Annotated in this window: 23 protein-coding genes; 11 read left to right on the forward strand and 12 right to left on the reverse strand. The window is 66.8% G+C overall.

Features of this window, described 5'->3' with window-relative positions:
- The 3 genes from QOD90_RS11360 to QOD90_RS11370 all read left to right on the forward strand — a co-directional run.
- A partial coding sequence (locus QOD90_RS11360) for an MspA family porin (RefSeq protein WP_526349656.1) occupies window positions 1–292 on the forward strand: 292 nt, incomplete at its 5' end.
- Window positions 293–329: 37 nt separating this feature from the next.
- The gene (locus QOD90_RS11365) at window positions 330–983 is read left to right on the forward strand and encodes an MspA family porin (protein WP_526349658.1); all 654 of its coding nucleotides are present in this window, start codon (window positions 330–332) and stop codon (window positions 981–983) included.
- Between the two features lie 48 nt (window positions 984–1,031).
- Window positions 1,032–1,703, forward strand: coding sequence for a hypothetical protein (locus QOD90_RS11370; RefSeq protein ID WP_526349660.1), 672 nt, complete (start codon window positions 1,032–1,034; stop codon window positions 1,701–1,703).
- An 85-nt stretch (window positions 1,704–1,788) separates the two neighbouring features.
- Here the strand turns inward: QOD90_RS11370 and QOD90_RS11375 are convergent, their stop codons facing one another.
- From QOD90_RS11375 to QOD90_RS11385, 3 genes are all read right to left on the reverse strand, one after another.
- Window positions 1,789–2,145 carry a hypothetical protein gene (locus tag QOD90_RS11375; protein ID WP_526349662.1) on the reverse strand — a complete coding sequence of 119 codons (357 nt, stop codon included), beginning with the start codon at window positions 2,143–2,145 and terminating at the stop codon, window positions 1,789–1,791.
- A 36-nt stretch (window positions 2,146–2,181) separates the two neighbouring features.
- On the reverse strand, window positions 2,182–3,018 hold the full coding sequence (locus tag QOD90_RS11380) for an arginase family protein (protein WP_526349664.1): 837 nt from the start codon (window positions 3,016–3,018) through the stop codon (window positions 2,182–2,184).
- 103 nt (window positions 3,019–3,121) lie between these two features.
- Window positions 3,122–4,084, reverse strand: a complete 963-nt coding sequence (locus tag QOD90_RS11385) for a ferritin family protein (protein WP_526349666.1) — start codon at window positions 4,082–4,084, stop codon at window positions 3,122–3,124.
- A gap of 155 nt (window positions 4,085–4,239) precedes the next feature.
- On the opposite strand from QOD90_RS11385, the gene QOD90_RS11390 reads away from it, so the two are divergent.
- A complete protein-coding gene (locus tag QOD90_RS11390) occupies window positions 4,240–5,259 on the forward strand; it encodes an iron-containing redox enzyme family protein (protein ID WP_526349668.1) in 1,020 nt (339 codons plus the stop codon).
- Here QOD90_RS11390 and QOD90_RS11395 read toward each other — a convergent pair.
- Window positions 5,239–5,412, reverse strand: coding sequence for a CDGSH iron-sulfur domain-containing protein (locus tag QOD90_RS11395; protein WP_526349719.1), 174 nt, complete (start codon window positions 5,410–5,412; stop codon window positions 5,239–5,241). The genes QOD90_RS11390 and QOD90_RS11395 overlap by 21 nt on opposite strands.
- 34 nt (window positions 5,413–5,446) lie before the next feature.
- On the reverse strand, window positions 5,447–6,121 hold the full coding sequence (locus QOD90_RS11400) for a HemK2/MTQ2 family protein methyltransferase (protein WP_526349721.1): 675 nt from the start codon (window positions 6,119–6,121) through the stop codon (window positions 5,447–5,449).
- Window positions 6,122–6,194: 73 nt separating this feature from the next.
- On the opposite strand from QOD90_RS11400, the gene QOD90_RS11405 reads away from it, so the two are divergent.
- Window positions 6,195–6,929, forward strand: a complete 735-nt coding sequence (locus tag QOD90_RS11405; protein WP_526349670.1) for a YqjF family protein — start codon at window positions 6,195–6,197, stop codon at window positions 6,927–6,929.
- 84 nt (window positions 6,930–7,013) lie between these two features.
- Window positions 7,014–7,304 carry a hypothetical protein gene (locus tag QOD90_RS11410; RefSeq protein WP_526349672.1) on the forward strand — a complete coding sequence of 97 codons (291 nt, stop codon included), beginning with the start codon at window positions 7,014–7,016 and terminating at the stop codon, window positions 7,302–7,304.
- A 9-nt stretch (window positions 7,305–7,313) separates the two neighbouring features.
- Here QOD90_RS11410 and QOD90_RS11415 read toward each other — a convergent pair whose 3' ends face one another.
- The 4 genes from QOD90_RS11415 to QOD90_RS11430 all read right to left on the reverse strand — a co-directional run bounded on the left by QOD90_RS11415 (window position 7,314) and on the right by QOD90_RS11430 (window position 10,551).
- A complete protein-coding gene (locus tag QOD90_RS11415; RefSeq protein ID WP_526349674.1) occupies window positions 7,314–7,976 on the reverse strand; it encodes an enoyl-CoA hydratase-related protein in 663 nt (220 codons plus the stop codon).
- A gap of 50 nt (window positions 7,977–8,026) precedes the next feature.
- Complete coding sequence (locus tag QOD90_RS11420) at window positions 8,027–8,479, reverse strand: GNAT family N-acetyltransferase (protein WP_526349676.1); 453 nt, start codon at window positions 8,477–8,479, stop codon at window positions 8,027–8,029.
- Between the two features lie 33 nt (window positions 8,480–8,512).
- Window positions 8,513–9,928: a PE-PPE domain-containing protein gene (locus QOD90_RS11425; protein WP_526349678.1), complete on the reverse strand. Its 1,416-nt coding sequence runs from the start codon at window positions 9,926–9,928 to the stop codon at window positions 8,513–8,515.
- Window positions 9,929–10,050: 122 nt separating this feature from the next.
- Window positions 10,051–10,551, reverse strand: a complete 501-nt coding sequence (locus QOD90_RS11430; protein ID WP_526349680.1) for a lipoprotein LpqH — start codon at window positions 10,549–10,551, stop codon at window positions 10,051–10,053.
- Between the two features lie 202 nt (window positions 10,552–10,753).
- Here QOD90_RS11430 and QOD90_RS11435 point away from each other — a divergent pair, with 202 nt between their 5' ends.
- From QOD90_RS11435 to QOD90_RS11450, 4 genes are all read left to right on the forward strand, one after another.
- Window positions 10,754–11,656 carry an alpha/beta fold hydrolase gene (locus QOD90_RS11435; protein WP_526349682.1) on the forward strand — a complete coding sequence of 301 codons (903 nt, stop codon included), beginning with the start codon at window positions 10,754–10,756 and terminating at the stop codon, window positions 11,654–11,656.
- Window positions 11,657–11,781: 125 nt separating this feature from the next.
- Complete coding sequence (gene tgt, locus QOD90_RS11440; RefSeq protein WP_526349684.1) at window positions 11,782–13,014, forward strand: tRNA guanosine(34) transglycosylase Tgt; 1,233 nt, start codon at window positions 11,782–11,784, stop codon at window positions 13,012–13,014.
- A gap of 32 nt (window positions 13,015–13,046) precedes the next feature.
- Entirely contained in the window at window positions 13,047–14,270 is a 1,224-nt protein-coding gene (locus tag QOD90_RS11445; RefSeq protein ID WP_526349686.1) for a cytochrome P450, read from the forward strand.
- A 64-nt stretch (window positions 14,271–14,334) separates the two neighbouring features.
- Window positions 14,335–15,630: an acetyl-CoA hydrolase/transferase family protein gene (locus tag QOD90_RS11450; RefSeq protein WP_526349688.1), complete on the forward strand. Its 1,296-nt coding sequence runs from the start codon at window positions 14,335–14,337 to the stop codon at window positions 15,628–15,630.
- On the opposite strand, the gene QOD90_RS11455 is transcribed toward QOD90_RS11450, so the two are convergent.
- Window positions 15,623–16,993 (reverse strand): flavin monoamine oxidase family protein, encoded by a 1,371-nt coding sequence (locus QOD90_RS11455; RefSeq protein ID WP_526349690.1) that lies wholly within the window; start codon window positions 16,991–16,993, stop codon window positions 15,623–15,625. The two genes, QOD90_RS11450 and QOD90_RS11455, sit on opposite strands and share 8 nt — an antisense overlap.
- A gap of 115 nt (window positions 16,994–17,108) precedes the next feature.
- On the opposite strand from QOD90_RS11455, the gene hpnE reads away from it, so the two are divergent.
- A complete protein-coding gene (gene hpnE / locus QOD90_RS11460) occupies window positions 17,109–18,464 on the forward strand; it encodes a hydroxysqualene dehydroxylase HpnE (RefSeq protein ID WP_526349692.1) in 1,356 nt (451 codons plus the stop codon).
- A 171-nt stretch (window positions 18,465–18,635) separates the two neighbouring features.
- Here hpnE and QOD90_RS11465 read toward each other — a convergent pair whose 3' ends face one another.
- Both QOD90_RS11465 and QOD90_RS11470 read right to left on the reverse strand, forming a co-directional pair.
- Window positions 18,636–19,409, reverse strand: coding sequence for an amino acid ABC transporter ATP-binding protein (locus QOD90_RS11465; RefSeq protein WP_526349693.1), 774 nt, complete (start codon window positions 19,407–19,409; stop codon window positions 18,636–18,638).
- A complete protein-coding gene (locus QOD90_RS11470) occupies window positions 19,406–21,592 on the reverse strand; it encodes an ABC transporter permease subunit (RefSeq protein ID WP_526349723.1) in 2,187 nt (728 codons plus the stop codon). The genes QOD90_RS11465 and QOD90_RS11470 overlap by 4 nt, the downstream gene beginning before the upstream one ends.
- Window positions 21,593–21,638 lie beyond the last annotated feature (46 nt).

Genomic DNA, 21,638 nt, shown 5'->3' on the forward strand with positions numbered 1-21,638 from the left:
CCCTGGCGCATCGCTGACGCCAGGGATCACCGTCCCGGCTGGTTTGCCCACCCTCAGCGGTGGTCTCAGCCTGCAGGGCAAGGTGTACCTGAAGCCAGGCACCGTCACCACCGTGGCGCTCGACAAGAAGTCCTTCAAGGGCACGACGACCCGCATCTCGCTCAATGGCGTGCGCGTGAAGACCGATCAGTGCGCCGGTCAGTCGTTCATCCGTTCCTACGCCACACTGACGAGCTCGACCGACAACACCGACGACGTCATCACCTACCTCGGCGTCACCAAGTCCGTCTAGCAGCCAGCCGCCCACACCAAACTTGAAAGGCTTTGCAATGTTGAATCGTGTTGCCCTGCTGGCTACGGCTGGCCTGCTGTTCTCCATGGGCGCTTCGCCGCTCGCGCTCGCCGATCCCGGCGACGACGGCCCGCCGCCCGACAACGGGGTCGTCGGTTCGGCCGACCCCGGCGTCGTCACCACCCCAGACGGCTGGACCCTCACCGTCGTGGCCTCCAATGAGACGGAACTGCCGATCGCGCCACTGACAACTGCGCTCTCCTCGCGTGAGTACCTTGTCGGCGGAACCTTCACGGGCACCGTGACCGGCAAGGGCAAGACCACGCTGAGCGGCGGCACGCTGGAGGCGGGCTACCAGATCGGCTGCGGGATCGAGCTCGGCCAGGTCCGTCTCATCGGCCAGGCCGGCATCAGCGTCGGCCTCGCCAACGGCCTGACGAGCATCGCCAGCGTCAGTGCCCCGCTCTCGGGCACCATCGAGATCCACCCGAAGCCGGGCACGGTCTCGACGGTCACGGTCGACAAGAAGACGTTCAAGTCCGCCCCGGTGCGTGTCACGCTCAAGGACACCCACATCAAGGTGGACGGCTGCGTCGGTCAGTCGTTCCTGCGGTCCTACGCCACGCTGACCAGCTCCACGACCGACACCGACGACGTGGTCGCGTACTACGGCATCACGAAGTCCGTCTGACGTCAGTTCGTGTTGGCTGCAACCACACCAAAAGCGAAGGTATTGGCAATGATTGACCGAAATCGGATCGTCGCCGCAACGTGTGGCTTGCTCGCCATCGGCGTGGCGGTCGCCTTCCCGGCGACCGCCGTCGCCGACGAACCGGCTCCCGATCCAGCACTGGTTCCCGGGGATCCACCTCCCCCGCCAGGGCCCACGGTGCCCATGATGGGTCAGCTGGGTCCTGCCGGGCTCGACGTGCTCGCACAGAGCAATTCGCCAGGGCTTCCTGGGACCCTGGGTGCGCCGCCGATCGTCGGACTGAACGGTGACACCGTCCTCGGCCAGAACCCGGTTCCCGAGGCGCCCAATGGTGGCACCGGGGTGGTGCCCAACCTGAACGTGTTCAACAACGCCTACGGCCCCCAGCAGCTCAACGACGTGCCTTCGGCGCCAGGGCAGGGACAGCAGTTCGGTGTCGCCCCCGGTGACGAGAACAACGACGTCCGAAAGGGAATCTGGTTCGGCCGCTGGATCGACCTGCAGAGGGACGGCAGGACCTACGGTGGGCTGGGCCAGATGCCGCAGGAGCAACTCGGGCAGCCGCTGCCCGGCACCGCGCCGCCCCCTGGGACGGTCATCCCGGCAGGCCCCGTCCAGTTCCTGCCGGACCCGGCGGACGGCCCGACGCCGCCGCCCGGACTGATCCTGCCGCCGCCTCCGCCCGATCCTGCGGGTTGATTACCAGTCGCCGACTGCCCGCTTGGTTGCGGGGTTACTCGCAGAATGCGTTCGACACGAGCGCGGTCGGCGGGTGAGTTCGGTGCTACGGCAGCGGATCTGGCAGGGGCATGTCGATGAGCTTGTTCAAGTCGGCGTCGGCGTTCTCGGGCGGGACGGGTCGCATCGGAAGGACGATGAGGGGTCGCTCGTCGGCCGATGTGCCGTCCATCGGAGCGACGCAGCCCATCCCGTAGTTCGTCGGCGCGGGAACACCGGCGTTCTGTGCGCAACACGTGGTGACGACGCCGTCGAAGTCCTGGTCGGGACCGGGTGCCGTCGTCGCGGTGCATTCGGTGTAGGCGTCGACGTCGAAGACGGGTGCTGCGTTCGCGGTACCGCTCGCGCCGAAGGCGAACGCCGCCGCGACGGCGAGAGCGGCTGCGACGATGGACCTGCTCACCAGACTCACCTCAACTTCCTGCCAGAGGTTGGCACGTTACCCGTCGCCGAACCTACCGGTGGCCATCATCGGTGACAGCGCGTCCAAGAGTGGTCCGGCGTAGTCGGCGGTGTCGGTCGGATCGGCCGCCGCCTCGAATTCGGCGATCTCGATGCCGACGATCTCGTTGTGGCACAGGCGGCGAGCCACTGCTGCGAGATCGTCGAGGCCGAGACCGCCGGGCACCTGGTAATCGGTGGGAACCGTGCCGGGTTCGAGAACGTCGCAGTCCAGGTGGAAGTAGACGGGCGAGTCGCCGACGTACCGGTCGAGCGCGCCGAGCAGGTCAGGACCCGCGGCGAGCTTGACGGTTCCCTCGTCGACCAGCTTCTGCTCGGGCGCGTCGAGGTCGCGGCTCCCACCAAGGACGATGCGTTCGGGCGCGAGCCCGGATCCGAGACCGGACTGCCACCAGCCGACGGCTGCGCTCAGAACCAGCCCGCCGAGGTAGCCCGTCGTCGACGTGGCCGGGGTGTTCAGGTCGGCGTGCGCGTCGAACCACACCACGACCGCGTCCGGTCGGTGTGCCGCGACGTTCGGCAGCGTCGCCAACGATGCCGCACACCGTGACAGGGCCAGGACGGGGACAGTGTCGCCGTCCAGGGCGGCGCCGTGCGCGAGCTTCAACTCGGTGAGGCCGGGGAGGGCGCTGGGAAGTGCGACGTCCCATGGTTCTGACGCCGCCGGTCGTGGGTCGCCGATCAGGATCGGCTCGAGGCCGAGGCGTCGGCTCAGTTCTCGTCCGACGATCGAGGCGCCCGCCATCCCTCGGTCGTTGTGGTCGCCCGTCGGGCCGACGAACACGATGAGGCTGAATTCCTTCGTACCGGGCACCGTATGACGGTATCGACCTCGCAGGCGGTGGCGCCAAGCATTTTCTCTGCATGAACGAATACCCCCGCGGCGTGCGGAGGTATTCGCTTGAGCCAGTAGGGATTTAGCTGATGCCGATGACCTCTTGCGCGATCTGGGCGACGCGCGTCTGCGCGGCCGAGACCACGCCGTGGCGCGCCTTGTTGGCCTCTTCGTAGGCCAGGATCGACCGGACGTCGGCCGGGTCGCCCAGATCCTTGATCGCGGCCACTGCCTCGTTGACGTTGAGTTCGTCGTACCCGTCGACGGGCAGCTCGGTCGGGTCCAGGACACCGGTGTTGCTCCGCACCGAGTGCAGCACGTCGGCAACCTGGTCGGCGCCACCGTCACGGATGACCTTCTCGGCGGTCTCCAGTGCGGCGTCTCGGGATGCCGCCACGGTCTTGGCTGCGACGTCGCCGACTCGCTTGCCGCGGTTGAGCAATTCGCCAAGGGCGATGGGGGTGGACCGCACCGCCTCAACCGCCTTGTCGAGGCTGCGCACCGACCAGTTCACCGGCACGTTGATCAGCTGCACAGCGGTGCCCGCGGCGGCCTGCATCGGGGTGCGGCGCAGCGCAGCGGGGCCACCGAGGGCGTCCTCGGCGAGGACGGTGGTCAGCCATTCGATGGTCGCCTCGTGGGCGGTGATCAACCGGGTCGCAAGCGCTTCGACGTCCGCCTTCTTGGCCGCCACCGCCAGTGCCTTCACGTACCGGGCGCGATCGAACAGTTGGTGTTCCAGCGCCAGATCGCCGAGAAGCGCCTCGTCGAACGGCTGCGCTTGTTCGGTGAGGGCCTTGACCGCTGCAGCGGCGCGGCCGAAGAACGGGCCGATCACGTCGGGATGTCCGCCGAGGTCGCGGATCGCCTTCTCGATCGATTCGGCCCGGGCCCGCCCGTTGGCGGCGTTCTTGGTGAGTTCGCGCTTGACCGCTTCGGTGCGGGCCTGCGCCACCCGGGTCTCTGCGACCTGGATCTCGGTGTTGGTCAGATCGAGCACGGCACGGAGCTGTGCGATCAAGGTATTGGTACTGGTAGAAGTCATATTGGATTGCCCCTTCGGCTTTGATGGACTTCGCGGCGCGGGGTGCACCTGACTGTTGCGTACCCATCGGGCAGTGCGGTAATCGTGAAGCGGCGGTGGTGTGGGGCAGCTCGCACCGAGCGTTTGTGTTAGCGGGCGGGGGGTAAACCCCGAACGTGGCCGCCGTATCTTCTCGTCGTCAACCTCCACTGCCGAGCCCTGCAGGTCCGCTGTCGGCCGCAGTGATCGAGAACGTCGCAGGGCGACCGCCTCGACGCCAACTCGTCCGAGTGGACGCCCCGATCGGCGGAGCCGATCCGTTCGGACTCGACCTGCAGCTGGCGCTATACGTGCTCTACGAACTGCACTACAGCGGGTTCGCCGGCGTCGACGACCGGTGGGAGTGGGACGCGGGCCTGCTGCACCTACGCGCCAATCTCGAGGCCGCCTTCGAAAGTGCTCTGGTGGGCGACGTGGGGCGCCTTGGGCAGTCCGCGACCGCATTCGAGGAGATGGCGGCGCTGTCGGTGGAGCCCGTCGACGGCGAAGGCCTGTCGTACTTCCTCCGGGATGAAGGCACGTGGGAGCAGATGCAGGAGTACTTCGTGCACCGCTCCATCTACCACCTCAAGGAAGCGGACCCGCACGCCTGGCTCATCCCGCGGTTGAGCGGTCCGGCGAAGGCGTCGTTCGTCGCCATCGAATTCGACGAGTACGGCGCGGGCCGCGGCGACCGAATGCACCAGCGCCTGTTCGCCGATCTGATGGGGGCCGCAGGGCTGGATTCGAGTTACCTCGGCTATCTGAACCATGTTCCGGCCGAATCGTTGGCCGTGGTGAACCTGATGTCGATGTTCGGACTGCACCGGGGCTGGCGGGGTGCGGCGGTCGGACACTTCGCCGCAACGGAGATCACCTCGCCCCCGGGTTCGCGCCGCCTGGTTCAGGCGTTGGAACGTCTCGGGGCACCACCGGCCTGCGTGCAGTTCTACGCCGAGCACGTCGAGGCAGACGCAGTCCACGAGCAAGTGGTGCGGGCGGACGTCGTCGGCGCCCTGCTCGAAGACGAACCTCATCTGGACTGCGACGTCGTCTTCGGGATCCGGGCACTGGACCTCGTCGAGGAGCGCTTGGCGGCTCACATGACGAAGAGCTGGGTGTCTGGTCTCAGCTCGCTACGGCGACCGCTGGTCTGAGCCCTTGCCGGTGCGGCACTTCTTGCGGTGGCTGGTATCGCAGAGCGGGTAGGTCTTACTGCGTCGACAGGTGCAGATCGCCACCATGAAGCGGTCCGATTCGACGGTGCGGCCGTCGGGCGTCTCGACCCGCACGGGTCCCTGCACCATCATCGGGCCGCCGTCGGTGAGTCGCACCGTGCGGACGTCATCTCCGGTCGGCACGGATCACCACCAGCTCCTCCTCGCGGCACCCCACCGGCAGCCGGCCGGATCGCTCCAGCCACTCCGCGCGCGAGGTCATCACTGGGCCGAAGGGAATGCGTTGGCGGGCAACCACAGTCGGGACGAGGCCAGCCGCGGAAAGGGTAGCCAACGACTCTTCGGTTCCGGAGAACTCCGACTGAACGAACAGAAGGCTTCCGCCGCGGTTCAACAAGCTGGGCGCGGTAGCACAGAGTGGGTCGATGACGAGGCGGCCGTCGGGCCCCGCGTCCCACGCCCACGTCGGGCCGTCGACCGTCGAGGATTGCGGCCCTACGGGCACGTACGGCGGATTCGCCAGCACGACGTCGAACCGCTGGGATCCGGGTGCCTGCGCCCACGACCCGTGTCGAATCTCTACGGCAACGCCTGCGGCAGCGACGTTCTCGCGGCTGCATTGCACCGCCCGAGGACAGATGTCCCATGCCGTCGTACTGCTCGCGCCGAGTCGGGCGGCGGCAATCGCGACCACGCCGGTCCCGGTGCACAAGTCCAGTACCGAACGGCCCGCCACCTCGAGGTTCTGCTCCAGCGCGGAGATCAACAGATGCGAATCCTCTTGCGGCAAATAGACCTCGGATACCCGACGGGTGGCGCTACGTGGTGTGGTTGCAGTGATCGTCACAGCTGACAATTGCCCGGCGGTTACATTTCCGAAACGCAGCGTCGGGCTGACGTGACACGATCACCCCGTGCCCGGTCAGCTGCCAGATGGTTTCGCCATCACCGCGCCGGAACTACCGCGACCCGTCTTCACGCATCAGTACTGGCGCGACCTGACCCTCTTGCACTGGCCCGTCGCCCCCGGCGCGATCGAGCATCTGTACCCGCCGGGCACCCGTCCCGACGTGTTCACCGACGGAACGACGTACGTCGGCCTTGTCCCGTTCGCGATGAGCGAGGTGACACTGGGCGTTGGGCGCCCGATTCCCTACTTCGGACGGTTCCTCGAGACCAACGTCCGGCTCTATTCGACCGACGACGCGGGGCGCCACGGCGTCCTGTTTCGATCGTTGGAGACGTCGCGATTGATGGTCGTGCCTGCCACCCGGATCGGAATGGGCGTGCCGTACACCTGGGCGAAGATGCGGCTGACCCGTGACGGCACGCGCCTGTCCTACGCGAGCGTCCGACGATTGCCGCGGCGGGGGCCGCGGACCCTGGTCACCGTCGACGTCGGCGAGGTCGTCGAGCCGACCCCGCTGGAGATTTGGCTGACGGCACGATGGGGCGCGCACACCCGCAAGGGCGGCCGGACGTGGTGGGTACCAAACGCGCACGTGCCGTTCCCCTTTCACTCGGCCGACGTACTCGCGCTCGACGACGATTTGGTGGCGGCTGGCGGCGTGGAGCCGACCGGGGAGCATCTTCGCGCGCTCTACTCACCGGGGGTGCGGGCGCGCTTCGGACGACCGTCGGCGCTGTGATCTCGTGACCGTCAGGTGAACAGAATGCAACCGGCAGGTTGAGAAGTTGGCGGGTTTCCCTGTCGCGCGGGATGATTGACCCAAATGAATGCATTCGTGTCGGTCTACGTCGAGATGGGAGCCCGGGCCGACGACGTCCGGGCCGCGGTCGCCGCGTTGCCCCTGCCAGCTGGTGTCGTCGAGGCCAAGGTCGACGACGACGCCATCACCGATACCTTTGGGTGCCGCATTGCCATCGACCTAACCGGCACGTTCGACGAGAAGATCGACGGCCTGGCCATCGCCCGCGAATACGCCGTCAGCCTGTCGGCCGCACTCGGCGTGCCCGCCTATGCCTTCCAAGACCTGCTGCGCAGGGACTACCCGGCGAGTTGAGCACCGTGATCAGTCGTCGCCCGTGGTCAGGGCCGCGACCGCCGGGCCGTACATCGTGTTCTTGATGGCGCCGAGGGTGCCTGCATCCTTACCGCCAAGTGGTGCGAGCAGACCGACGGCAGCATCGGTGACGGCGTCCTCGGCTGCGGTGGCGTCGACGATGGCGAACTGCAGCGCGTCGGCGCCACCGAAGCGCCGGCCGGTGGTCATCGAGGCGACGGCGGCTGCGGGGGTCAGCTTCGCCTGAATCAGGGCGGCCATCCCCGGGGTGAAGGGGATGCGGATGTCGACCTCTGGGAAACAGAAGTAGCCACGGTCGAGGCGCATGACCCGATAGTCGTGGGCCATCGCGAGCATCGCTCCAGCGCCGAAGGCGTGACCGTTGAGCGCGGCCGCAGTCGGCATGGACAGGGTGAGCACGCGAGCCAAGAGCGCTTGGACCCGGCCGACGTAGAACTGCATCTGGTCGCCGTGCGCCATGAGCCAATCGAGGTCGAGGCCGTTGGAGTAGAACTTCCCGGTGCCGGTGGTGACGAGCCCGCCCGCACCCGAGGACGCGATGTCGTCCAGGTGGCCGCTGACCTCGTCGAGGAAGCCGAGCGAGAAGCGGTTTTCGTCGTCGCCGAGATTCAGGACGGCGATCTTGTCGGTATAGGTCACGGCGATGGACACGAGCTCACTCCTTGATGGTTTTCGACGTGCGTGACGGGGGGCCGTCGGCTCTACAGTGCCTTGGCGAAGAACACCCGGTGAAATCCGTCCTGCACGCCGCGTCCCGTCTCGTGGAAACCGCGCCGGGGATAGAAGTCCAGGTTCTCGGTCATCGCCGCGTTGGTGCACAACCGAATCTCTGCCAGACCCAGTTCGCGGGCATCCTCGTCGGCGCGTGCCAGCAGGGTGCGTCCGTGGCCACCGCCCTGCGCGGTGGGTGAGACGGCGATGCTGTCGAGCAGCAGGTGGTCGGTCCTGGCTTGTGTGACGAGGACGCCGACCACTTCGCGGCCCTGCTCGATGACCCAGATTCGCGACGTGTGAAGGAGTTCGGCGTAGTTGGCCGTCATCGGCGCAGGCGGCCTGCCGATCGCCTCGACGTACTTGCCGAAGGCCGCCACCACCAGCCGTTCGATCCCGTCGACGTCGTCCTCGGTCGCCCTTCTCAGACGCGGCTCGTTCACCGTTGCGACAGTAATGGCTGCTGAGAAGTGCGGTTACGCGGCAGCTGCGGTCTCGTCCTCGGTTTCGGCGCCAACGGTGGTGTCGGTGTCGGGAGCTGTCGCGCTGGTCGGCGTCGGCACCGGGGTGGCGCCGTCGGCGCTCGCCCTCTGTGTCACGGAGCCTGCGGTGCCCGGGGTGAACTTGTTGCCGTCCGAGGTCACCGTCGGATGCAACCCGTCGTCGGCCGGGAGCGAGGTGGGCGAACCGTCGGGCTTCGACACCAGCGCCGCCGACAAGAGAGGTTCCTGCTCCGGCTTCGGCTTCGGCTTGGGCGGGTCCGGCGTGAGGGTCGGGGCGAGCGCGATCCGCGCCTGGCTGCCCTGGCCCGCTGGCGCCGCGAAGGGGACCGTCGGTACCGGAGTGAGGTTGCTGATGGGATTGGGTGGCGTGATCGTCGCGTGGCCACCAGAGACCAGATTCGTGACGCCCTGAGTCACCGCGCCCGGCAGTGCGGCGAGTGCCTCGATGACCTTCGCCGGCGGCGTGATGAACGAAAAGGGTACGGAGGCAGCTGGATTCGCGTTCACTCGATCGGTATAGCCCATGTCGACCAGCACGCGGAGAAGCGGTTCGAGTGCGCTGATCAATGGCTCGGCGAAGGCCGTCGTCTTCGTCAGCGACGCCAATTCGCGCAGTGGGCCCAGCAGGGGCAGATGCGGGTTGTAGTACAGGTTGTAGCGGTCCGTGCCGCCGGCGCCGTTGTCGTCGACCGTCGTCGCGTAGGCGTACGAGGTGGCCGGATCGAGCGGATCGTAGAACGCGTCGGGGTGGCCGTAGCGAATCGACAGCGCCGAGTTGAGCAGCGAGAGCGGGTTGAAGTAAGCGGGGAAGTCCGCATAGGTGTCGTACATGTTCGCGCTGTAGGTCGTGTCGTAGCGCGAGGGCTGCGCCGCGCCCATTCCCGCGGTGATGCCGGGGATCCCAAGACCGGGGAATCTGCCGAAGATGCCCCCGTTGGCCGCGAACGGTGACGCGATCATCACGAACGTCAGCTGTTCTGTGGGCGGTGCGTTGGCGGCGGGCAGCAGCTGAAGGTTTCGCTTCTCCTGCTCGACGGCCATGGTGCCAAGCGAGTAACCGGCGACGACCAGGTGCGCCTCGGTCTTGCCGGTGTCGGTCACGTAGGTGTGCACGATGGGAACGGCGACGTCGCGGCTGCTGTCCAGCGCCAAGCTCGCGGGGTACAGCACGGGGAAGTAGTGATAGTCACCCGTCGTTGGCACGACGGTGCCGTTCAGCTTTGCGGGCACGTGGACACTCGTCGGGTCGTCCTTGCCGCCGATGCCGATCACCGTGTTGGCGAGCTCCACCATTGCGGTGGTGTCCGTCGCGTGCCCGACGACCAGCGCGCCCGACAACCCGGCGGCCGCCATTGCGACGAGCACTGCCCTGTGCAAGCGATGGTTCACCGGCACCCCCGGGTCGTGCGGCGCGACGTTGCGCGGCTCGGACGCTACACCCGAATGACCAACGGCGACGTCCCTTTCGGGGCGCCGCCGCTGATTGAGTACCTCTGACTGTAGGGCTGTGCCTAGGGGCAGGTGAAGTCGAGTTCGAACGGCTTCTTCGCCGGCTGCATGGGATTGGCCATGTCGACGCCGTACGCATTGCCCGTGATCTTGTAGCTCTTGCCGTCCTTGGTGGCCGTGGCGTCGCCCTGGCCGCCACCCACCGCGAGGGTGATGCCGTCGACGTTGCCGAGTGCTACGGAGGTGACCGTTGGCGAATCGCCTTCGGTGATGACGGCGGCGATGCCGGTCATCGCCTCACCGATGGCCACGTTGACGTTGCCGCCCATGGATGCGCAGACGACGGTGCCGCCGACGTCCTTGGGCTTGCCGTCGATGGTGACCGTGGTGCCACCGCCACCGGCTTCCGCGGTCGACGAGGCAACACTCGAGCTGCTCGACGACGACTCACTCTTGCTCGATGAGGACGATCCCGACGAAGACTTGTCCCCCGACGAACAGCCCGCCAGACCGGCGACGACGATCGCGGTGCCACCGATGGCAACCAGCAAACTTTGCTTCACCACTGTTCTCCTTTTGTCCTTTGCGACCCGTCAAGATCAGCGGATCGTCGAACGCAGTATGGAGCGCCCATCACCTGCGGACGTGGGGTTTCGCGAAAAACCCTCCCCTCATCCGTTGGCAATCGGGTGGCGTACACCCGCCTTTGTCAGGATCGGAACGATCCTGCGATCGGGTCGACCGCCCAGCGGTAGGTTCGCGATCATGGAGTCGTTGCGCACCCCCGAAGACCGGTTCGCGGCACTGCCGGATTTCCCGTATTCGCCGAAGTACTGCGACGTCGCGGACGGTGAAGGCGGTCGACTTCGCGTTGCCTGGGTCGAAGACGGGCCAGCCGACGCCGATCCGGTGCTGCTGCTTCACGGCGAACCTTCCTGGTCCTACCTGTACCGCCGGATGATCCCGATCCTGGCGGCGGCCGGCCACCGGGTGATCTGTCCCGATCTGGTCGGCTTCGGCCGGTCTGACAAGCCCACCGGCATCGGTGATCACAGTTATGCGCGGCACGTCGAGTGGATGCGTGCCGTCGCCTTCGACGAACTCGACCTGCGTGGAGTCACCGTCGTCGGCCAGGATTGGGGTGGCCTCATCGGTCTGCGCCTTGCGGCCGAACACCCCGACCGCGTAGCGCGGATCGTCGTCGCCAACACCGGTCTGCCGACGGGGGACCTGCCGATGCCCGACATCTGGTGGCAGTTCCGCAAGGCGATCCAGGGAATGCCCGAAATCGAGATCGGACGGTTCGTCCAGTCGGGGTGCGCGCGGCCGATGAGCGACGCGGTCCGCGCCGGCTACGATGCGCCGTTCCCCGACGATTCCTACTGTGCGGGCCCACGGGCGATGCCGGGCCTGGTGCCCACTGCGCCGGACGATCCCGCCAGCACAGCCAATCGCGCGGCCTGGAAGGCGTTGTGCGACAGCCCGACTCCGATGTTGGTCGCGTTCAGTGACGGTGATCCGATCACCGGGGCGATGGGCCCGATCTTCATCAGTCAGATGCGAGGCGCGCAGGGCATCGAACATCCCGTGATCCGCGACGCCGGGCACTTCCTTCAGGAGGACGCCGGGGAGGAGCTCGCCGCGGCGATCGTGCGCTTTCTCGGCTAGCCTCGCCACCGACGTCGAGGAGTTCCACGTCGGCGTCGACGATGCGTTCCCTGGATAGGGCGTCTGCGCGTCTGTGCGTGTGATGCGTCGCAGGCATGGCGCGCATGGTGTGAGAATCTACAGCGGTGAACACCCCGTCCCAGAACTTCTTCGAAGTCGAGGCTGAACTGCCGGGGCGATCCGGCCGGGTCGGTGTCATCCACACCCCGCACGGCGACATCCACACGCCCGCATTCATCGCGGTCGGAACCGCGGCGACGGTCAAGGCGGTGCTGCCCGAGTCGATGAAGAGCGTTGGCGCACAGGCAATTCTGTCCAACGCCTACCACCTCTACCTGCAGCCGGGACCCGACGTCGTCGACGAGGCGGGTGGCCTTGGCGCCTTCATGAACTGGCCGGGCCCGACGTTCACCGACAGCGGTGGCTTTCAGGTGCTCTCGTTGGGCGTCGGGTTCAAGAAGGTGCTGTCCATGGACACCGGGCGCGTCCAGGCCGACGACGTGATCGCCGAGGGCAAGGAACGGTTGGCCCATGTCGACGACGACGGCGTGACGTTCCTGTCGCACAGGGACGGATCGACACACCGCTTCACTCCCGAAGTGTCGGTCGGCATCCAGCACCAGCTCGGCGCGGACATCATCTTCGCGTTCGATGAGCTGACGACTCTGATGAACACCCGCGGCTATCAGGAACGCTCGGTGCAACGCACCCACGACTGGGCGGCGCGCTGTCTCGCCGAGCATCGACGCCTGTCGGCTGAGCGGGCCGACAAGCCGTCGCAGGCGCTATTCGGCGTGGTGCAGGGTGCGCAGTACGAAGACCTGCGTCGGCAGGCGACTCGCGGATTGGTGTCGATCGTCGACTCCGAAGGGCGGGGCTTCGACGGCTACGGCATCGGGGGCGCGCTGGAGAAGCAGAATCTCGCCACCATCGTCGGCTGGGTCACCGACGAGTTGCCCGACGACAAGCCGCGCCATCTGCTCGGCATCAGCGAGCCCGACGATCTGTTCGCCGCGGTGGCGGCGGGTGCGGACACGTTCGACTGCGTGTCTCCGTCGCGGGTGGCGCGCAATGCGGCGGTGTACTCGGCGACGGGCCGCTACAACATCACCGGCGCGCGCTACAAGCGCGACTTCACGCCCATCGACGCCGAATGCGACTGCTATACCTGCGCCAACTACACGCGGGCCTACATCCATCACCTGTTCAAGGCCAAGGAGATGCTGTCCTCGACGCTGTGCACCATTCACAACGAGCGGTTCGTGATTCGCCTGGTCGACCAGATTCGCGCCGCGATCACCGCTGGTGAATTCGACGAGCTTCGGGAACACGTGCTTGGGCGGTATTACTCGTCCTAGCGTCGCTTCTTGCACGCGTGCACAATAAGTAGATGACGACGACCGCGGAATCGCAAGGGTTGTTGGTGCAGCTGCTCGATCCGTCGCATCGCGCCGACCCCTACCCCGCCTACCGACGGATCCTCGAGGCAGGCCCGCTGGCGGTGCCCGACGGCAACCTCGTCGTGTTCTCCTCGCTGCAGGACTGCGGTGACGTGCTGCGGCACCCGTCGTCGGCGAGCGACCGCCTCAAGTCCACCGTCGCCCAGCGCGAGATCGCCAACGGCGCCGAGCCGCGGCCATTCGGTCAGCCGGGGTTCCTCTTCCTCGACCCACCCGACCACACCCGGTTGCGCAAGCTCGCTCAGCAGGCCTTCGCCCCGAAACGGGTCAGGGCGCTCGAAGCCGACATCACCTCGATGGTCGACGGGTTGCTCGACGCGATCGAGGAGCGCGGCCGGTTGGACGCCATCGCCGACCTGGCCCACCCGCTACCGGTCGCCGTGATCTGCCGAATGCTCGGCGTGCCGATCTCCGATGAGCCGGAGTTCGCCAACGCCTCGGCGCTGCTCGCACAGGGCCTTGACCCGTTCAGCACGTTCACCGGCCAGCTACCCGACAGCTTTCACGACCGCATGCAGGCCGGGCACTGGCTCCGTGGCTACATCGCCGATCTCGTCGAGGAACGGCGATCCGCCCCTCGGGAGGACCTCATCTCGGCTCTGATCGCCGCCGAAGAAGATGGTGACCAGCTGACGACGGAGGAGATCGTTGCGACCTGCAACCTGCTGTTGATCGCCGGTCACGAGACGACGGTGAACCTGATCGCCAACGCCATCCTGGCGATGCTGCGCGAGCCGCGATACTGGGCCCAACTCGCCGGTGACCCCGATAGTGCGGGGCCGATCGTCGAGGAGACGCTGCGGTACGACCCGCCGGTGCAGCTGGCCGGGCGGACGGCCGCCGAGGAGATGACCATCGGTGACGTCGTCGTGCCGAAGGGTGACACGATGATGCTGCTTCTGGCTGCCGCCCAACGGGATCCGGCCGCGTTCGATCAGCCCGACGCATTCGATCCTCACCGAGACGACTTGCGGCACTTGGCCTTCGGCCACGGCGCGCACTTCTGCCTCGGCGCGCCACTGGCCAGGCTCGAGGCCAGGGTTGCGCTGTCTGCCGTGACCGCACGGTTCCCGCACGCGAAGCTCGCCGGCGAACCGGTGTACAAGCCGAACGTCACGCTGCGCGGCATGGCTTCCTTGCCCGTCACCCTCTAGCGATTTGTGTACGTTTACCCGCGATGAGCGCGGGTTCCGACACGCAAATCGCTAGGCTCGCGGCATGCCATCCGAGCTCACCGCCGAGCAGGCCGCCGCACGGCTCGAGACCACCGACACCTTGGGGATTCCGCTGGGTCCCGGCCAGCCGCCGGCGTTTCTTCGCGCGCTCGGCGAGCGCACGGACTGGACGGATCTGCGCGTCTACGGCGCGCTGCTCGCGGTCGGCACCGAACTCTTCTCGCGTCCCGGTGTGCACTACCTGTCGGGCTTCTTCGGTCCACTCGAGCGCGCGCTTCGCGATTCCGGGGCCGACATCGACTTCACGCCTGCGGACTTCCGACGCTTCGGGCCGCTGCTCGAACGGCAGGCGCCGCGGGTGATGACGACCGTCGCGACTCCGCCGGATGCCGACGGCTGGTGCTCGCTATCACTGCACGCGGGTGGCACGATCGCCGAATTGCGCCGCGCCGGAGCCGATCCCGACCGGCTGCTCATCGTCGAGGCATCGGAGGCCTATCCGCGCACGTTCGGCCTCGGCAGCGACTACCGCCATGCGCTGCACGTCGATGAGATCGACGTATTGGTGCACTCGCATGACGCACCGCTCGAGCTGCCAGGTGGCGACGCGGAGCCGAGCGACGCCGACAAGGCGATCGCGCGACACGCCGTCGACTTCATCCAATCCGGCGCGACCCTGCAGGTGGGCATCGGATCGATTCCCAACCAGATCGCCACGCTAGTGGCCGAGGGCGACGGCGGCGATTACGGGCTGCACAGCGAGATGTTCACCGACGGCTGCATGAAGCTGCACCGCGCCGGCAAGATCACCAACGCTCGCAAGGGCCAGTACGACGGGGTGAGCGTGACGACGTTCGCGTTCGGCTCCGCCGAGCTCTACGCGTGGCTGGACGGCAACGCCGACGTCGCGTTCCTCCCGGTGGAGATCGTCAACTCGCCGGAGGTGATCGCCGCCAACCACGGCATGATCTCGATCAACGGCGCGCTGGCGATCGACGTCCATGGTCAGGTCGTCGCCGATACGATCTCCGGTGATCAGTTCAGTGGGATCGGCGGTGCCGAGGACTTCGTGGCAGGCGCCGGGCTCGAGTTGTCGGATCGCTCGCTGATCTGCCTGCCCGCGACGTTCACCAAGGACGGCGAGCTGCAGTCACGGATCGTGCCGGCGTTCGGGCCCGGTTCGGTGATCACGACGCCCCGCCATCACGTCGACGTGATCGTCACCGAGTACGGCATCGCAGAACTCGAGGGCAGGACGGTCCGCGAGCGGGGTGAAGCGCTCGCGGCGATCGCCCATCCGAAGTTCCGCGACGAGATCCTGGCGGCCGCGACTAGCTGAGCGAAGCGATGACGGCCCGGGCCGCTCGCTCGCCCGCTTCGACGGCACCCTCCATGTACGCGCTCCAGTGGGTAGCCGTATCCGTTGACGCCCAGTGGATTACGCCGATCGGCGCCGCGAGCGCGGGACCGTAGGTGGTCCAGACGTGCGGCCCGTGATTGGCGTTGTAGCAGCCACGGGTCCACTGCCGGTCCGACCACTCACCGTCGACGTAAGCCTCGGGCTTTTCGGCCTTGCTGCCGAAGTGGCGGACCAGTTCGGCGGTCAGGGCGGCGCGGCGTTCGTCGGTCGGAAGCCGTCCGAAGGTGCGGGCCTGATCGCCTTCGAGGAACAGCAGGATCACACCGTGGTCGTCACCGGGAATGCACGTGTCATTCGACATCCGGGCCGGCCCGACGTCGGAGATCAGTTGACCGTTGAATCCGTCAGTGCGCCAGAATGGTTCGTCGTAGATGAAGAACGCCTTCATTGCCGAGCCGTTGGGCAGCCGTTGAGTCAACTGATCGCGGACACCGGACAGCGGAGGGTCGTACATGATCCGGCCGGCGAGGGTTGGCGAGATGGCAACGATGACGCGGCGGCCACGGACCACCAGTCCACCACGGCAGTTTACGGTGACGCTGTCCGCGGTGTGTTCGATCAGTTGCACCGGTGCCTCGAGCACGATGCGGTCGGTGATCAGGGCGGCGAGTCGACGGGGGATCTCGCTGGTGCCGCCGACGAATCGGGTGGTCTGCGCGCCGCCCTCGGACTCGGCGAAGAGTTCGGACGTCACACCACAGGTCTGGATGGTGAACAGCAGGTGTAGGAAGGACACCTCGACCGTCGGCACGGCAAGGATCCCGACGGTGCAGATTTCGAGGAGAGTCCGCGCGACGGGTGAAAGGCCCTGAGCGTCATACCAAGTGCCCGCGCTGATGATGTCCCACTCGGCGGCGCGCGGTGCCAGCCACGGCGCTTCGACGGGCACGTCGGCGGCAAACTCGTCGAGGCGGCGCAACACCTGCTCGAGTTCGGTTAGTTCGTTGGCGAACCGCGCGTGAAAGGCGTTCTCGCGCAGTACGCCTACGCCGCCGAGATCGTAGGACGTCTCGCCATCGTCGTACTGCGGGAACGTCTCGACCCCGAGTTCGGCGGCCAATCGAAACATCCGGTCGTGCGTGTCGCCGATCCATTGCGCCCCGAGTTCGACGGGCACCCCCGGCAACACTTCTTCGGTGAGGATGCGTCCGCCGACGCGCTCGTCGGCCTCAAGGACCAGGGGCATCAGGCCGGCGCCCAGCACTTCGCGGGCGGCGATCATCCCCGAGAGCCCGGCCCCCACGATGACGACGTCCGCTTCGATGCTTGTCGACTGTGCCATGTGCCCAGCTTCGCCGCGAGCGTGCGTGTCTGCGGGAGACTCGCCGGGATTCCTTGGAAGTCTGCGCACGCTCGTGGGACGGTGGCCGCTCTTCCGCGACGCGTAGGTTGAGCGGATGGGCGAAGACCGACGACGCTACGTGGTCATCGGAGGTGGGCTGGCCGGCCTCGCCGCCGCCGTTTGGCTGGCCGAGGCGGGCGAGGACGTCACGCTTCTCGAGCGGCGCGGACGACTCGGTGGTCGCACGCACGCGATGCGGGCCGAGCGGGTCGACGATCTACCGGACAACGGCCAGCACGTCATCGCCAGCGGGTATGAGCACCTCTTTCGCTACCTCACCAGCATCGGCACGCGGCAGTTCGTCGCGTTCCCCGAGAGTTCGACGCTGCGGTGGCCAGATGGCCGCAAGAAGACCGTGCAGACCGCTGGGCTCGGCGCGGTTGGCACACTGTTCGGCGTCCATCCCGACGCCGGCGTGGCCGATCGGCTGCGGGCCGCGCGCGCCACCCTCCGACTCGGGTGGCAGGCCCTGCACCAGCCGGCCGATCTGGCGGACCTCACCACCGACCAATGGCTTCAACGGGTCGGGATGCCGCCGCACGCGCGAGAAGCGTTGTGGGACTGGCTGGCTCTGGGAATAGCGGCCGAGCCGGTGACGAGGGGATCGGCCAAGGTCTTCGCCAACGTGATGGCCACCGGGTTCCGGATGGGGGTGAAGCATCGGACGCCGGTCGCCATCGGCTATCCCACGGTCGACCTCGACACCCTCTTCGTCTCGGGTGCCCTGCGGTTCTTGGACGAGCGCGGAGCGGATGTCCGCTACCGTGCCGTGGCGCGGCGAATCCAGATCGAAGACGGCGCGGTCACCGGGGTACTCCTCGCCGACGGGTCCGTCGTCCCCGCCGATGGCGTGGTATGTGCGGTACCCAACTCGAACATCGGCGGGTTACTCGACCAGCTTCCCGAACATGCCGAAATCTATTCCGCGGCAGACAAGTTGGGGTACACGCCAATCGTCAGCACCAACCTGTATCTGGACCGCCCACTGGGTACCGAATCGGCGTTCGAGGGACTGATCGGTGGCACCGGCATCATCGACGAGGTGTTCGACCGACAGATCATGCATGGCAGGAGCATCGACCGTGGATGGCTGTATTGTCTGACCACGAGCGGCGCGTACGAGCAGATCCACAAGAGCAACGACGCCATCGTGGCCGAACAGATGGCGCTGCTTCGTCGCTACTATCCGGAGGCTGTCGACGCCGAAGTCGTTGAGGCGCAGGTGGTCAAGATGCCCAAGGCCACCTTCTCCCAAGTCGTCGGCATGGACGCCCTGCGTCCGCCGCAACGCACTTCGGTGCCGTCGCTGGTGTTGGCGGGGGACTGGACCGCCACCGACTGGTCGGCCACCATGGAGAGCGCCGCCCAGAGCGCTGCCAAGGCCGTCGACCTGCTACTCGCGCGGCGGTGACCACGTCCCGCATGCCCCGCATGTCCAGTGAGGAGCGGCGCACCCAACGCTTGGTCGGCGCGCATCGAAACCGGTCGTTGGCGAACGTGCGCAACGTGCCATTGGCGACCGGCGTGTCGTGTACCAACACGCCCGCTCGCGTAGAGAGGGGAGAGGGGAGAGGGGTGAGGGCTACAGCGGGTTGAGGATCCGATCGAGGAACTGGCGCGTGCGCTCTTCCTTCGGGTTTTCGATGACCTCCGCGGGGGAGCCCTTCTCGAGAATGATGCCCTTGTCCGTGAACAGCACCTGGTTGGAAACCTGTCGGGCGAATTGGATTTCGTGAGTCACGATCACCAGCGTCCAGCCCTCGACGGCCAGATCCTTGATCACCGACAGCACCTCGCCGACGAGCTCGGGATCGAGCGCGGAGGTCGGCTCGTCGAACAGCACCAGCTTCGGCTTGAGCGCCAATGCCCTTGCGATGCCGACGCGCTGCTGCTGGCCACCCGAGAGCTGGAACGGGTACTGGTCCTGCTTGGCGGCCAGCCCGACCTGCTCGAGCAGCTCGACAGCCTCGGCGACGGCCTCCTCCTTCGGCCGCTTCTGCACGATGACCGGACCCTCGATGATGTTCTGCAGCACCGTTTTGTGCGGAAACAGATTGTGCCCCTGGAACACGAATCCGCTCCGCGACTGAAACTTGCGCACCTCGGGTTTCGGTGTCGGCGTCGAGAAGTCGATCTCGACGTCGTCCACCCGGATCACACCCGCGTCGGCCCTGTCGAGCGCGTTCAGAGTGCGCAGCAGGGTGGTCTTACCCGATCCCGACGGGCCGATGATGGCCGTCGCCGTGCCACGCTCAACGGTGAACGAGACACCCTTGAGCACCTTGTTGTCGCCGAACGCCTTCTCGACGCCCTCGGCAACCACCCGATATTCGACCTCGTCCTTGGTTTCGGTCATCGCGCTACGTACCTTTCCAGTCGGCGTTCAAGGCGGCCCTGGCCGAACGACAACACCAGGCAGATCACCCAGTAGTACGCCGCCGCCGTGCCGTAGAGGGCGAAGAACTCGAACGTCGGCGCCGCGACGATCTGGGCCTGCCTCAGCAGTTCGGTGACCAGGATGGTCGAGGCGAGCGAGGTGTCCTTCACCAGCGAGATCAAGGTGTTCGACAGCGGCGGCACCGCCACCCTGGCCGCCTGCGGCAAGACGATCCGACGAAGCGCACCAACGTAATTGAAGCCGATCGTCTCGGCGGCTTCCCACTGTCCCTTCGGGATGCTCTGGATCGCCGAGCGGATGATCTCCGCCCCATAACCACCGACGTTGAGGCTGAACGCGATCACCGCCGCGGGGAACGGGTCGATCTTCACCCCCAGCTGCGGTAGCGCGTAGAACACGATGAACAACTGCACCAGCAGTGGGGTGCCCCGGATGATCGAGATGTAGAACCGCGCGACGTTGGTCAGGATCACGTTCGGCGAGAGCCGAGCCAGCGCCACCGCGAGGGCGATGACCAGGCCGACGATGAAGCTGATGATCGTCAGCGGGATCGTCGCGGTGAGGGCGGCCTTGGCCAGCGGCCACAGGTTGTCCAGGATCAGCTGCCACGCCGAGCGGACCGGCGGCGCACTCTGCTCTGAACCAGGTGCCTGCGAAGTCGGAGCGCCCTGCGGAGCACCGGTGGCGTCCGCCTTGAGGTACTTCTGCGAGATCTCGGTGAGCTTGCCCGACGCTCGGAGTGCGTCGATGGCGCCATTGAGTTCCGGTAGGTAGCCGCTGTCCTTGCGGGCGGCGAGCGCCTGCTCGCTCTTCTCGTCGGTCTTCGCCGCGATCTTGATGGTCTTGTCGCCGGTCTCGGCGAGGTAGGCGTAGACCGCGATGCTGTCGTTGACGGTCGCGTCGATGCGGCCCTGGTTCAGCAGCGTGATTGCCTGCGCGAAGCCCTCCACCGACTCGACGTTGGCCCCGGCGTCGCGGGCGACCTGTGCCCAGTTGCTGGTGATCGATTGGGCGGTCGTCTTGCCCTTCAGATCGGCCAGCGACTTGATCGAGTCGTTGTCCGCCTTGGTGACGATCACTCCCTCACCGACGGAGTATGGCTCCGACAGGTCGTACTTCGTCTGCCGTTCCGGGCTGACGGTGACTTCGTTGGCGACGATGTCGAAGCGATTGGCCTCCAGTGCGGCAAAGATGGAATCCCATGGGGTTTCGACGAACTCGACCTTGACGCCGAGGTTCTCACCGATGGCCTTCGCCACGTCGACGTCGTATCCGGCGAGTTGGCCGGTCGCCGGGTCGTGGTAGCTGAACGGCGAGTACGTTCCCTCGGTGCCGACGCGCAACACGCCCGACGACCTGATCGGCGTCGACGGCGGTGTCCCCGTGGCGTCGGTCTTGAGGTACTTCTGCGAGATGGCAGCCAGCGTGCCATCGGCGCGCAGTTCGCCGAGCGCCTTGTCGAGCTCGGGTAGCGTGCCGCTGTTCTTCCGCGCCGCGAAGCCCTGCTCGCTCTTCTCGCCGACGGTGCCCGAGATCTTCACGGACTTGTCGCCGGTCTCGGCGAGGTAGGCGTAGACGGCGATGCTGTCGTTGATGACGACGTCGACGCGGCCCTGGTTGAGCAGTGTGATGGCCTGGCTGAAGCCCTCGACCGACTCGACGGTGGCGCCGGCCTTGCGTGCGACCTCCGACCAGTTGCTGGTGGCGTTCTCTGCCGCCGTCTTGCCCTTGACGTCGGCCAGCGACTTGATCGAATCGTCGTTTGCCCGCGTGACGATGACGCCCTCGCCGACAGTGTAGGGCTGCGACAGGTCGTACTTCCCCTGCCGTTCGGGGTTGATGGTGACTTGGTTGGCCACGATGTCGAAGCGGTCGGCTTCCAGCGCGGCAAATATCGAATCCCATGGGGTCTCCACGAATTCGACCTTCACGCCGAGCTTTTGGCCGACGGCCTTGGCGACGTCGACGTCGTAGCCGACGAGTTCACCGGTGGCCGGGTCGTGGAAGCTGAATGGCGAGTAGACGCCCTCGGTGCCGACGCGCAGCACCCCGGACGACTTGATCGGGTCGTCGGTCTTGTTCGGCGACCCGCAGGCGGCCGAGCCGAGGATCACCGTAGCGACGATGAGGACGGCGAGCATTGCCCGCCGGAAGTATCCGAACACCGGCGGAAGGTACCAACACTGC

Source organism: Mycobacterium sp., assembly GCF_032161845.1.
GTDB lineage: Bacteria > Actinomycetota > Actinomycetes > Mycobacteriales > Mycobacteriaceae > Mycobacterium.